Genomic DNA, 13,796 nt, shown 5'->3' with positions numbered 1-13,796 from the left:
GTGACCGCTGTGACCGCGTTTTCCTTTAACAAGCTCGTGATTTTTGGCGTCGGTCTGATCGGCGGATCGCTCGCGCGCGCGTTGCGCGAGCGCAGCGGCGTGTCTGGCGCGCGAAGCGTGACCGGCGTGGGCCGCTCGGCGGCATCGACGGCGCGCGCACTCGAACTGGGCGTGATCGACGCAAGCGCTGCGCTCGCCGACGACGCGGCGCTGCGCGCGGCGCTTGCCGGCGCCGATTTCGTGTTGCTGGCGGCGCCAGTTGCGCAAACCCAGCCGCTGCTTGAGCGCATCGCGCCGTTTCTCGACGACGCGACCATCGTCACCGACGCCGGCAGCACGAAGTCCGATGTGGTGGCCGCCGCGCGTGCCGCGCTCGGCGCGCGCATCGGCCAGTTCGTGCCCGGACACCCGATCGCCGGCCGCGAATCGAGCGGCGTCGACGCCGCGTTGCCCGATCTGTACGGCGGCCGCAACGTCGTGTTGTGTCCGTTGCCGGAAAACGATCCGCGGGACGTGGAGCGCGTCGCCGCGATGTGGCGAGCGGCCGGTGCGACCGTGTCGGACATGTCGCCGGGGCAGCATGATCGCGTGCTCGCTTCGGTGAGCCATCTGCCGCATGTGCTGTCGTTTGCGCTCGTCGAACAGATTCTGAATTCGCCGGACGCCGCGCTGAAGTTTTCGTTCGCCGCCGGCGGTTTTCGCGATTTCACGCGCATCGCGGCGTCGAGCCCGGAAATGTGGCGCGACATCTGTGTGGCGAACCGCGCCGCGCTGCTCGACGAACTCGACGACTACACGGCCGTGCTGACGCGCCTGCGCGCCGCGATCGAAGCCGGCGACGGTGCCGCGCTTGAAGCGGTCTTCGCCCGCTCGCGCGTGGCACGAACCGAATGGCAGGAACGCGGCGGCGCGAAGGTCGCGACCGGCGACGCCTCGAAATAACAGGACACACTCATGGAACATCTCGATCTCGGACCTTTTTCCCGTGCGTCCGGCACGATCCGTCTGCCGGGCTCGAAGAGCATTTCGAATCGCGTGCTGCTGCTGGCTTCGCTCGCCGAGGGCGAAACCACGATCACGAACCTGCTCGATTCCGACGACACGCGCGTCATGCTGGCCGCGCTCGAGCAACTCGGCGTGAAGCTCAGGCGCGACGGCGACACCTGCGTGGTCACCGGTACACGCGGCGCGTTTACGGCGAAGACGGCCGACCTGTTCCTCGGCAACGCCGGCACGGCGGTGCGTCCGCTGACCGCGGCGCTGGCCGTGCAGGGCGGCGACTACCGGGTGCACGGCGTGCCGCGCATGCATGAGCGGCCGATCGGCGATCTCGTCGACGGGCTGCGGCAGATCGGCGCGAAGATCGACTACGAGGAAAACGAAGGCTATCCGCCGCTGCGCATCCGTTCGGGCAGTATCGCGGCAGACGCGCCGATCCGCGTGCGCGGCGACGTATCGAGCCAGTTCCTGACCGCGTTGCTGATGACGCTGCCACTTCTGAAAACGGAGAGTGGCGTGACGATCGTCGACGTCGAGGGCGAACTGATTTCGAAGCCTTATATCGACATCACGATCAAGCTGATGGCGCGTTTTGGCATCGAGGTCGAGCGCCTCGGCTGGCAGCGCTTCACGGTGCCATCGGGCAAACGCTATCAGTCGCCGGGCGAGATCATGGTGGAAGGCGATGCGTCGTCGGCATCGTATTTCCTCGCGGCAGGTGCGCTTGGCGGAGGGCCGCTGCGCGTGGAAGGCGTCGGGCGGGCGAGCATCCAGGGCGACGTCGGCTTTGCGAACGCGCTGATGCGCATGGGCGCGAACGTGTCGATGGGCGACGACTGGATCGAGGTGCGCGGCATCGGCAACGATCACGGCAAGCTTGACCCGATCGACATGGACTTCAACCTGATCCCGGACGCGGCCATGACGATTGCGGTGGCCGCGCTGTTCGCCGACGGCACGAGCACGCTGCGCAATATTGCCAGCTGGCGCGTGAAGGAAACCGACCGGATCGCCGCGATGGCGACCGAACTGCGCAAGGTGGGCGCGAAGGTGGAGGAGGGCGAAGACTATCTCGTCGTCACGCCGCCCGCGAAGCTGACGCCGAACGCGGTGATCGACACGTACGACGACCACCGCATGGCGATGTGCTTCTCGCTGGTGAGCCTGGGCGGCGTGCCGGTGCGCATCAACGATCCGAAGTGCGTCGGCAAGACCTTCCCCGACTATTTCGAGCGCTTCATGGCGCTCGCCCAATCCTGAAGACGAACACCGAATTGACCCCATTCGACCTGACGCGCGACGCTAGATGAAACCGATCCGTCCCTTTCACCAGACGCCCGTCATCACGATCGACGGCCCGACCGCCTCCGGCAAGGGCACCGTGGCAGCGCTGGTTGCCGCGCATCTCGGCTTCCACCTGCTGGACAGCGGCGCGCTGTACCGGCTGGCCGCGCTGGCGAGCCTCCGCTACGACATCCAGGCCGACGACGCCGACGCGCTGACCGCGCTGATCGACGACCTGCACATCACGTTCCGTGAGGGGCTCGCGCAACTCGACGGCGTGGATGTTTCAGCTGAGATCCGCAAGGAAGAGATCGGTAACCGCGCTTCGGCAATTGCCGTCCACGCGCCCGTGCGGGCCGCACTGGTGGCGCGTCAGCGGGCGTTTCGCAAGGAACCGGGGCTCGTCGCGGACGGTCGCGACATGGGTACGGTGATCTTCCAGGACGCGACGCTGAAGGTGTTCATGACGGCCAGCGCGGAGGCCCGCGCCGCGCGGCGGCATAAGCAATTGATCCAAAAAGGAATTTCTGCTAATATAGATGACTTGCTCCGGGATTTGCGTGCCCGCGACGAGCGCGACAGCCAGCGTGCAGCCGCGCCGCTTAAGCCCGCAGCGGATGCAAGGCTTCTGGATACTTCGTCGCTGTCGGTCGACCAGGCGGTCGATCAGGTGGTGCAGTGGTACCAGAGCGTAGTGGTAAAAAGCTGACGCAATACGCAGTTGTAGTGCCGTAGGAGCTCCGCGAATCGTCGCGAAGCGTGTTTTAACCCCTTAACCCCGCGTGGCATTCGTCTTTTTGCCATATTCGTCTCAGCGAATTCGCTGGTCATTCCGGCCGGCAGGCAGCGCGAAAACCCGCAACTTCTGATTTTTATGTCCGACCTGCAAACCTCTACCCCGAATACCGAATCTTTTGCGGCTCTGTTCGAAGAGTCGCTGACCAAGCAGGACATGCGCGCTGGCGAAGTGATCTCCGCCGAAGTCGTGCGTGTCGACCACAACTTCGTGGTCGTGAATGCTGGTCTCAAGTCCGAAGCCTACATCCCGCTCGAAGAGTTCCTGAACGACGCGGGCGAGGTAGAAGTGCAGGCGGGCGACTTCGTTTCCGTCGCGATTGACGCGCTGGAAAACGGCTATGGCGACACCATCCTGTCGCGCGACAAGGCGAAGCGTCTGGCTTCGTGGCTGTCGCTGGAAAAGGCCCTCGACAACAACGAACTCGTGACCGGCACGATCACGGGCAAGGTCAAGGGCGGCATGACCGTCATGGTCAACGGTATCCGCGCATTCCTGCCGGGCTCCCTCGTCGATACGCGTCCGGTCAAGGACACGACCCCGTACGAAGGCAAGACCCTCGAATTCCGCGTGATCAAGCTCGACCGCAAGCGTAACAACGTCGTGCTGTCGCGCCGTGCTGTGATCGAAGCCACGCAAGGCGAAGAGCGCGCAAAGCTGCTCGAAACGCTGAAGGAAGGCGCGATCGTGGAAGGCGTGGTCAAGAACATCACCGACTACGGCGCGTTCGTGGACCTCGGCGGTATCGACGGCCTGCTGCACATCACCGACATCGCATGGCGTCGTGTGCGTCACCCGAGCGAAGTGCTGTCGGTTGGCCAGGAAGTCACCGCGAAGATCCTCAAGTTCGATCAAGAGAAGAACCGCGTTTCGCTGGGTATCAAGCAGCTGGGCGACGATCCGTGGGAAGGCATTTCCCGCCGTTACCCGTCGGGCACGCGCCTGTTCGGTAAGGTCACCAACATCACCGACTACGGCGCATTCGTCGAAGTGGAATCGGGCATCGAAGGCCTGGTTCACGTGTCGGAAATGGACTGGACGAACAAGAACGTTGCACCGTCGAAGGTTGTTCAGCTGGGCGACGAAGTCGAAGTCATGGTTCTCGAAATCGACGAAGACCGCCGCCGCATCAGCCTCGGCATGAAGCAATGCAAGCCGAACCCGTGGGACGACTTCAGCCGTAACTTCAAGAAGGGCGACAAGCTGCAAGGCGCAATCAAGTCGATCACCGACTTCGGCGTCTTCATCGGTCTGCCGGGCGGCATCGACGGTCTGGTTCACCTGTCGGACCTGTCGTGGAGCGAAACGGGCGAAGAAGCGGTTCGCAAGTACAAGAAGGGCGACGAAGTCGAAGCCATCGTTCTTGGCATCGACGTCGAGAAGGAACGCATTTCGCTGGGTATCAAGCAGCTCGAAGGCGACCCGTTCAGCAACTTCGTTGCAATGAACGACAAGGGTTCGATCGTCGACGGCGTGGTCAAGACGGTAGATGCGAAGGGTGCTGTGGTTCAGCTGTCGGCGGAAGTCGAAGGCTACCTGCGCGCTTCGGAACTGTCGCAAGACCGCGTGGAAGATGCACGCAACGTCCTGAAGGACGGCGACAAGGTCAATGCGATGATCATCAACATCGACCGCAAGTCGCGTGGCATCAACCTGTCGATCAAGGCCAAGGATTCGGCAGAGCAACAGGAAGCGATCCGCGGCCTGGCTTCGTCGGATTCGAGCTCGGCTGCAACGGGCACGACGAACCTCGGCGCGCTGCTGAAGGCCAAGCTCGACGGCCAGAACCAGTAAGCCTTAAGGGGTCTGCTGCAGTATGACCAAATCGGAATTGGTCGCCCAGCTGGCTACGCGATTTCCGCAACTTGTACTTAAAGATGCGGATTTCGCGGTGAAGACGATGCTTGATGCGATGTCGGAGGCGCTTGCCAACGGTCATCGCATCGAAATTCGTGGCTTCGGCAGCTTCGGCTTGAACCGCCGTCCTTCCCGCGTCGGACGCAATCCGAAGTCGGGCGAAAAGGTGCTGGTACCTGAGAAGTACGTACCGCACTTCAAGCCTGGCAAGGAATTGCGTGAACGCGTCGATGGTCGCGCGGGCGAGCCGTTGAAGGCCGAGTCGCCAGACGACGATCTGTGAGATTCAGCAGCGTCGTCAGCGTCCAGTGCAGACGGCAAAGACCAGAAAAAGCGCCTTCGGGCGCTTTTTTTTCGTCTGTGTCGACTGTCATTGCCCGGCGGTTCGTGCCTCACGGGGAACGCTTCAATTACAATACGGGTCACTTCGGCGCGGGCAATTCCGTGGCGCGACGCGTCATCAGGCCGGCGTCATCCTGCAACTGCCGTCAAGAGACTAACTCATGAAATTTATCGTCTGGTTGATCCGCGTTCTGGTGTTCGTGCTGCTGCTGGTGCTCGCGTTCGCCAATACGCAACCCGCCACGCTGAATTTCCTCGCGGGCTACGCGTGGCAGGCGCCACTGATCCTGATCGGTCTCGCGTTCTTCGTCGTCGGGCTGCTGGCGGGGCTGCTGTCGTCGATGCCGGCCATGGTTCGCCTGCGGCTTGAAAACGGTCGTCTGAAACGGGAACTGCGCGTCGCGCGCGAAACGCCTGTGGTTGTCGAAGAACCGCCGCTGCCGCCGCTGATCTAGTTTTCTTCCTGCCGCGTGCGCCGTCGGCGCACGCTGGCGTCCAACTCCCACTTCCGAACAATACGCATGGATCTGGATTTCTGGTGGCTGCTCGTCATACCTGTCGCGTTCGCGTTGGGCTGGATGGCGGCGCGGTATGACCTCAAGACGCTGCTGTCCGAAAGCGCCAATCTTCCGCGTTCGTATTTTCGCGGCCTGAACTTCCTGCTGAACGAACAGCCGGACCAGGCGATCGATGCATTCATCGAAGTCGTCAAGCTCGACCCTGAAACCATCGAACTGCACTTCGCGCTGGGCAACCTGTTCCGGCGTCGCGGCGAAACCGACCGCGCGATCCGCGTGCACCAGAACCTGCTGAGCCGCGCGGATCTGCCGGTTACCGAGCGCGACCATGCCCTGTTCGAACTGGGCCAGGATTTCCTGAAGGCGGGCCTGCTCGACCGCGCGGAGGAAACGTTCCGCTCGCTCAAGTCGGGCGATTATGCGATGGGCGCGCAGCGCGCGCTGCTTACGATCTACGAGATCGAGAAGGACTGGATCAAGTCGATCGACACCGCGCGCCAGCTTGAGACGATGGGTTCGGGCTCGCTCGAAAAGGAAGTCGCGCAGTTTCATTGCGAACTCGCGCAGGAAGCGCTGCAGCAGAAAAACGCCGAGGAAGCGCGCCGGCAACTCGGCCTTGCGCTGAAGGCGAATCCGCAAAGCGTGCGCGCGACGATCCTGTTTGGCGACGTCGACGCCGCCGGCGGCGCGCAGGAAGCGGCGATCGCGCAGTGGCTGCGCGTCGAGGAGCAGAATCCGGCGTATCTGCCGCTCGTCGCGGAAAAGCTGCTGAAGGCCTATCAGGCGCTCGGGCGTGGCGATGAGGGCGCGGATCTGATGACGACATGGATCGACCGCTATCCGTCGAACGATCTGCTCGACGTCGCATACCAGCATGTGGCCGCATTGCGTGGGCCCGATGCGGCGCATGCGCTGGCGCGCGCGCAGATGCAGAAGTCGCCGAATCTGTCGGGCATGACGCGTCTGCTCGAAGCGCAGGAATCGACGGCCGAAGAGCCGCGCCGCAGCGAGCTGGAACTGATGCGCACGTTGATCCGGCAGCGTACGAAGAACCTGCCGCGCTACACGTGCCAGAATTGTGGATTCCGGGCGCGTCTTTTCTACTGGCAGTGCCCAGGCTGCAGCGGTTGGGAGACCTATGCGCCACGCCGGGTCGAGCCGATCACGGCGTCGAACTGAATATCGGGCGCGGGACTTCTACCGGAAGTCGCGACCGGCATCGCAGCCACAGCCAGCGGCGCCGCACACGCATGATGTGCAACACGCAGGCACTGGCGCGATGCCCTGAGGGGCGACCTTCGCCCGCCGTAACAACCGGATTCGCCAGGCGAATCCATCACCGGAAACCCATACCGGAGCGCGTATGAAAATCACTATTATCGGCACGGGCTACGTCGGCCTCGTCACGGGCGCGTGCCTCGCTGAAATTGGCAACGACGTGTTCTGTCTCGACGTCGACCAGCGCAAGATCGACATTCTCAATAGCGGCGGCGTCCCGATTCACGAGCCGGGCCTGCAGGAAATCATCGCGCGCACGCGCGCGGCCGGCCGTATCCAGTTTTCGACGGACGTCGAGGCGAGCGTCGCGCACGGCGAAGTGCAGTTCATCGCGGTCGGCACCCCGCCCGATGAAGACGGCTCGGCCGATCTGCAATACGTGCTCGAAGCGGCCCGCAATATCGGTCGCCACATGACGGCCTGGAAGGTGATTGTCGATAAATCGACGGTGCCAGTCGGTACGGCGCAACGCGTGCAGGACGTGATCAACGAAGAACTCGCGAAGCGGGGTCTCGCCGGCAGCACGCAGCATCAGTTCTCGGTGGTGTCGAATCCGGAGTTCCTGAAGGAAGGCGCTGCCGTCGACGACTTCATGCGACCCGATCGCATCGTGCTCGGCAGCGACGACGACGAAGCGGGCATGCGCGCGCGCGAAAAAATGAAGCGTCTGTACGCGCCGTTCAACCGCAATCACGAACGCACGCTTTACATGGATGTCCGCTCGGCCGAATTTACGAAGTACGCGGCCAATGCGATGCTGGCCACGCGCATCTCGTTCATGAACGAGATGGCGAACCTGGCGGATCGCGTCGGCGCGGATATCGAAGCGGTGCGTCGCGGTATCGGTTCGGACCCGCGCATCGGCTATCACTTTCTGTACGCCGGGTGCGGCTACGGCGGCTCGTGCTTCCCGAAGGACGTGCAGGCGCTGATCCGCACGGCGGCTGAATCGGGCCCGGCGCTGCGCATTCTCGAAGCAGTCGAGGAAGTGAACCACGAACAGAAGGAAGTGCTGGTGCGCAAGATCACAAAGATGCTGGGCGACGACCTGACGGGCCGTACGTTCGCCGTCTGGGGTCTCGCGTTCAAGCCGAATACCGACGACATGCGCGAGGCGCCGAGCCGTCGTGTGATCGCGGATCTCGTCGCGCGCGGCGCGACGGTGCGCGCGTACGATCCGGTTGCGGTGGACGAAGCGCGGCGCGTCTTCAACCTGGATCTCGGCCACGACCCGGCGCAACTCACGCGGCTCAATTTCGCCGCGACGCAGGACGAGACACTCATGGGCGCGGACGCCCTTGTGATCGTCACCGAATGGAAGGAGTTCAAGAGCCCGGATTTCGTCCATCTCAAGGCGGTGCTCAAGTCGCCGCTGATTTTCGATGGCCGCAACCTGTACGAACCCGAAGCGATGACCGAACTCGGCATCGACTATCACTCGATCGGACGTCCTCATGCCGAACTTTCCGAATCTGCGGTCAGCGCATCAGCCGATGCCTGAGCACGCCATGCCCATCCCCGACGTGGGCGTCGTCCCGCGTACCCGGCTTGCGGGCGCGCGCGTACTGGTGGTCGGCGATGTGATGCTGGACCGCTACTGGTTCGGCGACGTCAACCGCATTTCGCCGGAAGCACCGGTGCCGGTCGTCCATGTGCAGAAGCAGGAAGACCGGCTGGGCGGCGCGGCGAACGTCGCGCGCAATGCGGTTGCGCTCGGTGCGCAGACGGGCCTGCTGTGCGTCGTCGGTCATGACGAGCCGGGCGAGCGCGTCGTGCAGCTGCTTCAGGATAGCGGCGTGGCGGCGCATCTGGAGCGCGATCCCACGCTTCTGACCACGATCAAGTTGCGCGTGCTGTCGCGTCAGCAGCAGCTGCTGCGCGTCGACTTCGAGAACACGCCGGCGCACGAAATCCTGCTCGCCGGTCTTGCGCGCTTCGACGAACTGCTGCCGTCGCACGATGTGATTCTGATGTCGGATTACGCGAAGGGCGGCCTCACGCATGTGACGCAGATGATCGCGCACGCGCATGCGGCCGGCAAACCGGTGCTGGTCGACCCGAAGGGCGACGACTGGGAACGCTATCGCGGCGCCACGCTGATCACGCCGAATCGCGCGGAGTTGCGTGAGGTGGTCGGGCAGTGGAAGTCCGAAGAAGACCTGCATGCGCGCGTGGCGGCGTTGCGCGCGTCGCTCGACTTCAAGGCGCTGCTGCTGACGCGCTCCGAAGAGGGCATGACACTCTTCACCGACGCAGGCGCGTTGCACGCTTCGGCGGTTGCACGCGAAGTGTATGATGTGTCGGGTGCGGGCGACACTGTGATCGCCACGCTCGCCGTCATGCTCGGCGCCGGCCTGTCGCTCGTCGAAGCCGTCGGGCTTGCGAATCGCGCGGCTGGCATCGTGGTCGGCAAACTCGGCACCGCTACTGTCAACTACGACGAACTCTTTCAATGATGCCGCGCACCGCCCGCCGTTCGCGTTCAGTCGCGATACGGGCTGCGGCTTGCGAAGGCTGAACTTCATTTCCGCAGGACGACCATGACTCTCATTGTCACCGGCGCGGCCGGTTTTATCGGCAGCAATCTCGTCAAGGCGCTCAACGAACGCGGCGAACAACGCATCATCGCCGTTGACAATCTCACGCGCGCCGACAAGTTCAAGAACCTCGTCGACTGCGAAATCGACGACTATCTCGACAAGACCGAATTTGTCGAACGCTTTACGCGCGGCGACTTCGGCAAGGTGCGCGCGGTGTTCCATGAAGGCGCCTGCTCGGACACGATGGAAACCGACGGCCGCTACATGATGGACAATAACTTCCGCTACAGCCGCGCGGTGCTCGACGCCTGTCTGGCGCAGGGCGCGCAGTTCCTGTACGCGTCGTCGGCGGCGACTTATGGCGGTTCGAGCCGCTTCGTCGAAGAGCGCGAAGTGGAGAAGCCGTTGAACGTATACGGTTACTCGAAATTCCTGTTCGACCAGGTGATCCGCCGCGTGCTGCCGACCGCGAAGAGCCAGATCGCCGGCTTCCGTTACTTCAACGTGTACGGGCAGCGCGAGACGCACAAGGCGCGCATGGCCTCGGTGGCATTCCACAACTTCAACCAGTTCCACTCGGAAGGCAAGGTCAAGCTGTTCGGCGAATACAACGGCTACAACCCGGGCGAGCAGACGCGCGACTTTGTCTCGATTGAAGACGTCGTCAAGGTCAACCTGTTCTTCTTCGATCATCCGGAGAAGTCGGGCATCTTCAACCTCGGCAGCGGCCGGGCGCAACCGTTCAACGACATCGCGTCGACCGTGGTCAACACGCTGCGTGCGCTGAATAGCGAGCCGGCGCTGTCGCTCGCGGAGCAGGTGCAACGCGGGCTGATCGAGTACATTCCGTTTCCCGATGCGCTGCGTGGCAAGTATCAATGCTTCACGCAGGCCGACCTCACGAAGCTGCGTGCGGCAGGTTACGACGCGCCGTTCCTGAGCGTGCAGGAAGGTGTCGATCGCTACGTACGTTGGCTGTTCGGCCAGCTTTAAAGCCTTCCTGCGCGTCAATACACTGGAATCTCCTGGTCGGCGGCAGTCGCCGGCCGGTTGCTCAAGGGAGATTCCATATGTTCAAAAAATTTCTGGTTCTGGCGGCACTGCTCGCTTCGTTCGCGCAGGCGTTCGCGTCGGTGGACGTCAACACCGCCAATGAAGATGCATTGCGCGGCATCAAGGGCATCGGCCCGGCACGTGCCAAGGCAATTCTCGACGAACGCAGCGCACACGGCCCATTCAAGGACGCCGCCGATCTCGGCAAGCGCGTGAAGGGCATGGGCGGCCACACGGTCGAGCGGCTGCAGTCCGAGGGCCTCGCAGTCGGTCCCGCCGGCGCGCAGACTACGGCTTCCGCGTCGGGCAAACCGTCACCGGCTGCGGCGGGCACGACTGCCGCCGCGAATACGAATGCGAATGCGAAAAAAGACAGCACGACTACCGTCGCCGTGAAGAAGTAACGCGGGGCAGGCGGCCGCGTGCATGTAGAACGACGCGGCCACCCGCGTGAAAGCGGGACGAGCTGCACGGGTTAGAACCACGACACGACTCCTTCAGCCGTCAACTGGATGACTGGCTCCCGCGGTACGCACCGCGGGTTTTTTCAGATATGAAGCGCGGAATGCGTGCGCGCCGGAGGTCGATGGTCGTGGCGTTGCTGACAGGCCTCCGCCCACACGGCCAGGAGGGCCGCCCGGCAGGCGCGGGCATGGTGGTTTAGAATCGGTGAATTCCGCGCATCGCTTTCCAGGCATTCGATATGGCTTACAAAACAATTGAAGACACGATCGGCAATACGCCGCTCGTTCAGCTTGTCCGCCTTCCGGACGACGAGATCCGTAGTCGCAACAACGTGATTCTCGGCAAGCTTGAGGGCAACAATCCGGCGGGTTCGGTGAAGGACCGTCCGGCGCTTTCGATGATCAGGAAGGCGGAAGAGCGCGGTCGTATCAAGCCGGGTGACACGCTGATCGAATCGACCAGTGGCAACACCGGCATCGCGCTCGCCATGGCTGCGGCGATCCGCGGCTACAAGATGATGCTGATCATGCCCGAGGACCTGTCGGTCGAGCGACGTCAGAGCATGGCTGCATACGGCGCGGAGATTGTTCTCACGCCAGTCACGGGCGGCATGGAATACGCACGTGACCTCGCTGAGCAGATGCAACGCGAAGGCAAGGGCACGATCCTTGATCAGTTCGCCAATCCCGACAATCCGCTCGCTCACTACGAAACCACTGGCCCGGAAATCTGGAACGATACGGAAGGTCGCATCACGCATTTCGTCTCGGCAATGGGCACGACCGGCACGATCATGGGCGTGTCGCAGTACCTGAAGGAAAAGAACGAATCGATCGAAATTATCGGTGCGCAGCCGGAAGAAGGATCGCGCATTCCGGGCATCCGCAAATGGCCGGAAGCGTATCTGCCGAAGATCTTCGATCGCAGCCGCGTCGATCGGGTCGAGAACGTGAGCCAGGCAGCATCTGAAGCGATGGCGCGGCGCATGGCCGCCGTGGAAGGCATCTTCTGCGGGATCTCGGCGGCAGGCGCATGTGAAGTCGCGCTGCGTATCGCGCGTCAGGTCGAAAACGCGACGATTGTGTTTGTCGTGTGCGATCGCGGTGACCGCTATCTGTCGACGGGTGTGTTCCCCGCCTGAGCCTCGCCGGTTCTCCGCGCCGCGTATCGCCAATAGAAAAGCGCCGGACCAGCCGGCGCTTTTTCATTCAGCGGCGTGATCGCCATCTCAGAACCGGCTTATTGCGCGTCCGTGTCGGAGGCCGCTGCGGCCGGCATGCCGCTCGAATTCGCGCCGGTGGCCGTCTCGCTCGCGACCTGCGCCTTGATGCGCTGCCCCAGTTGATACACGGCGAGCGCATAGAAGAAGCTGCGGTTATAGCGCGTGAGCACGTAGAAGTTTTTCAGGCCCAGCATGTATTCGGTCGGGCGGCCCGGCGTCGGCAGATCGATCATCGCGACGGGCGTCCCGGCTTCCGATGCAATGTCGAGCCCCGGTTCGTTCATCAGCATGCCCGCGCGCAGCAGTTGCTGAAGCGGCCAGTGCGGCTCGGGCTGACCATCGGCGGCGGCCTGGGCAACGCCCAGGCTTCCCGTGTCCGATGCAATCTTCCATACCACCGGGCGGCCCGTTTCCCAGCCGTTCTGCTTCAGATAGTTAGCGACGCTGCCAATCGCATCCGCCTGACTCGTGCGCAGATCGATCTGCTTGTTGCCGTCGAAGTCGACGGCATATTGCACGATGCTGCTCGGCAGGAATTGCGGAATGCCGATGGCGCCCGTGTATGAGCCGAGCACCGAGTTCGGGTCGATCTGCGCGTCGCGCGTCCACACAAGGTAGTCTTCGAGATTCTTGCGGAACGTCGCCTGACGGTCGGCGCGATTCGGTGTGTTCGGATAGTCGAAGGTCAGTGTGGTGAGCGCGTCGAGTACACGGAAGTTGCCCATGTAGCGCCCGTAAATCGTCTCGACGCCGATGATGCCTACGATCATTTCCGGCGGCACGCCGAACTGTTCATACGCACGTTGCAACGTCGCCTGGTTCGCGCGCCAGAAACGCACGCCCGCGTTGATGCGCACGGTGTCCAGAAAACGCGCCTGATACACGCGCCAGTTCTTTATCGAAGGCGACGGCGAAGGCGTTACGAGTTTCACTGCGGTCGCCGAGTAGCTCGTATGCGCGAACAGCGTGTGGAGCGTGCCGGAATCGAAATCGTAGCGGGCGACCATGTCGTCGATGAACGCATCGACGTTTGGATTGTTCGCATAGCGTTGCGGAACGATCTCTTCTTCGAACGTCTGCCCCTGCGGCACGGGTTGCTGCGGCGAACCCTGCGCCACGAGCAGGGGTGCTTTTGCCCGCGTGGTCTGCGCCTGCACCGCGGGCGACGCGCTGAGCGCGCATGCGGCGACGGACAGCGCGGCGGCAACGTTCACTACGCGAAGCCGGTTTCGTGCAGACAGGGCAAGCTTGACGGTCATAGGGCAGGGGTCGGTTCGGTGCGAAGGGGTTCGGCGCAGTATACCCGACGGCATTCGCAAAACCATGGCCAGAGCCCGTCGCGGCGAGCTGTTGTGGTAACTTGGCGTCTGATACGTGCGCCATCTGTGGTGCGCGCAAACGGAAGGAGACATGTCGCGCTGGTGCCGGTCGCCAGACGACAG

13 protein-coding genes are annotated in these 13,796 nt (G+C 63.1%); 12 read left to right on the top strand and 1 reads right to left on the bottom strand.

The window, feature by feature from the left end; genetic code table 11:
* From LPA36_RS18450 to cysM, 12 genes are all read left to right on the top strand, one after another.
* Complete coding sequence (locus LPA36_RS18450) at window positions 1–942, top strand: prephenate dehydrogenase (RefSeq protein ID WP_228879639.1); 942 nt, start codon at window positions 1–3, stop codon at window positions 940–942.
* Window positions 943–954: 12 nt separating this feature from the next.
* Window positions 955–2,259 carry a 3-phosphoshikimate 1-carboxyvinyltransferase gene (gene aroA / locus LPA36_RS18445; RefSeq protein ID WP_228879636.1) on the top strand — a complete coding sequence of 435 codons (1,305 nt, stop codon included), beginning with the start codon at window positions 955–957 and terminating at the stop codon, window positions 2,257–2,259.
* A gap of 46 nt (window positions 2,260–2,305) precedes the next feature.
* The gene (cmk, locus tag LPA36_RS18440; RefSeq protein ID WP_228879634.1) at window positions 2,306–2,992 is read left to right on the top strand and encodes a (d)CMP kinase; all 687 of its coding nucleotides are present in this window, start codon (window positions 2,306–2,308) and stop codon (window positions 2,990–2,992) included.
* Window positions 2,993–3,157: 165 nt separating this feature from the next.
* Complete coding sequence (gene rpsA / locus LPA36_RS18435) at window positions 3,158–4,873, top strand: 30S ribosomal protein S1 (protein WP_090528989.1); 1,716 nt, start codon at window positions 3,158–3,160, stop codon at window positions 4,871–4,873.
* Between the two features lie 22 nt (window positions 4,874–4,895).
* Complete coding sequence (locus LPA36_RS18430) at window positions 4,896–5,219, top strand: integration host factor subunit beta (RefSeq protein ID WP_090528992.1); 324 nt, start codon at window positions 4,896–4,898, stop codon at window positions 5,217–5,219.
* Between the two features lie 220 nt (window positions 5,220–5,439).
* On the top strand, window positions 5,440–5,733 hold the full coding sequence (locus LPA36_RS18425) for a LapA family protein (RefSeq protein WP_228879632.1): 294 nt from the start codon (window positions 5,440–5,442) through the stop codon (window positions 5,731–5,733).
* Window positions 5,734–5,799: 66 nt separating this feature from the next.
* Entirely contained in the window at window positions 5,800–6,975 is a 1,176-nt protein-coding gene (gene lapB, locus LPA36_RS18420) for a lipopolysaccharide assembly protein LapB (RefSeq protein WP_228879630.1), read from the top strand.
* A gap of 184 nt (window positions 6,976–7,159) precedes the next feature.
* Complete coding sequence (locus tag LPA36_RS18415) at window positions 7,160–8,575, top strand: UDP-glucose dehydrogenase family protein (protein ID WP_228879628.1); 1,416 nt, start codon at window positions 7,160–7,162, stop codon at window positions 8,573–8,575.
* Window positions 8,576–8,582: 7 nt separating this feature from the next.
* Window positions 8,583–9,530, top strand: a complete 948-nt coding sequence (gene rfaE1 / locus LPA36_RS18410; protein WP_228879627.1) for a D-glycero-beta-D-manno-heptose-7-phosphate kinase — start codon at window positions 8,583–8,585, stop codon at window positions 9,528–9,530.
* An 84-nt stretch (window positions 9,531–9,614) separates the two neighbouring features.
* On the top strand, window positions 9,615–10,607 hold the full coding sequence (rfaD, locus tag LPA36_RS18405) for an ADP-glyceromanno-heptose 6-epimerase (RefSeq protein ID WP_228879626.1): 993 nt from the start codon (window positions 9,615–9,617) through the stop codon (window positions 10,605–10,607).
* Between the two features lie 77 nt (window positions 10,608–10,684).
* The gene (locus LPA36_RS18400) at window positions 10,685–11,071 is read left to right on the top strand and encodes a ComEA family DNA-binding protein (protein WP_228879624.1); all 387 of its coding nucleotides are present in this window, start codon (window positions 10,685–10,687) and stop codon (window positions 11,069–11,071) included.
* A gap of 299 nt (window positions 11,072–11,370) precedes the next feature.
* Complete coding sequence (gene cysM, locus LPA36_RS18395) at window positions 11,371–12,273, top strand: cysteine synthase CysM (protein ID WP_228879622.1); 903 nt, start codon at window positions 11,371–11,373, stop codon at window positions 12,271–12,273.
* A gap of 98 nt (window positions 12,274–12,371) precedes the next feature.
* On the opposite strand, the gene mltB is transcribed toward cysM, so the two are convergent.
* Window positions 12,372–13,613: a lytic murein transglycosylase B gene (gene mltB / locus LPA36_RS18390; RefSeq protein ID WP_228879619.1), complete on the bottom strand. Its 1,242-nt coding sequence runs from the start codon at window positions 13,611–13,613 to the stop codon at window positions 12,372–12,374.
* Window positions 13,614–13,796 lie beyond the last annotated feature (183 nt).

The organism is Paraburkholderia saeva (assembly GCF_907164555.1).
Taxonomy (GTDB): domain Bacteria; phylum Pseudomonadota; class Gammaproteobacteria; order Burkholderiales; family Burkholderiaceae; genus Paraburkholderia; species Paraburkholderia saeva.
Note: the sequence above shows the minus strand (reverse complement) of the source record. Positions and strands in the feature narration are given on the sequence as shown.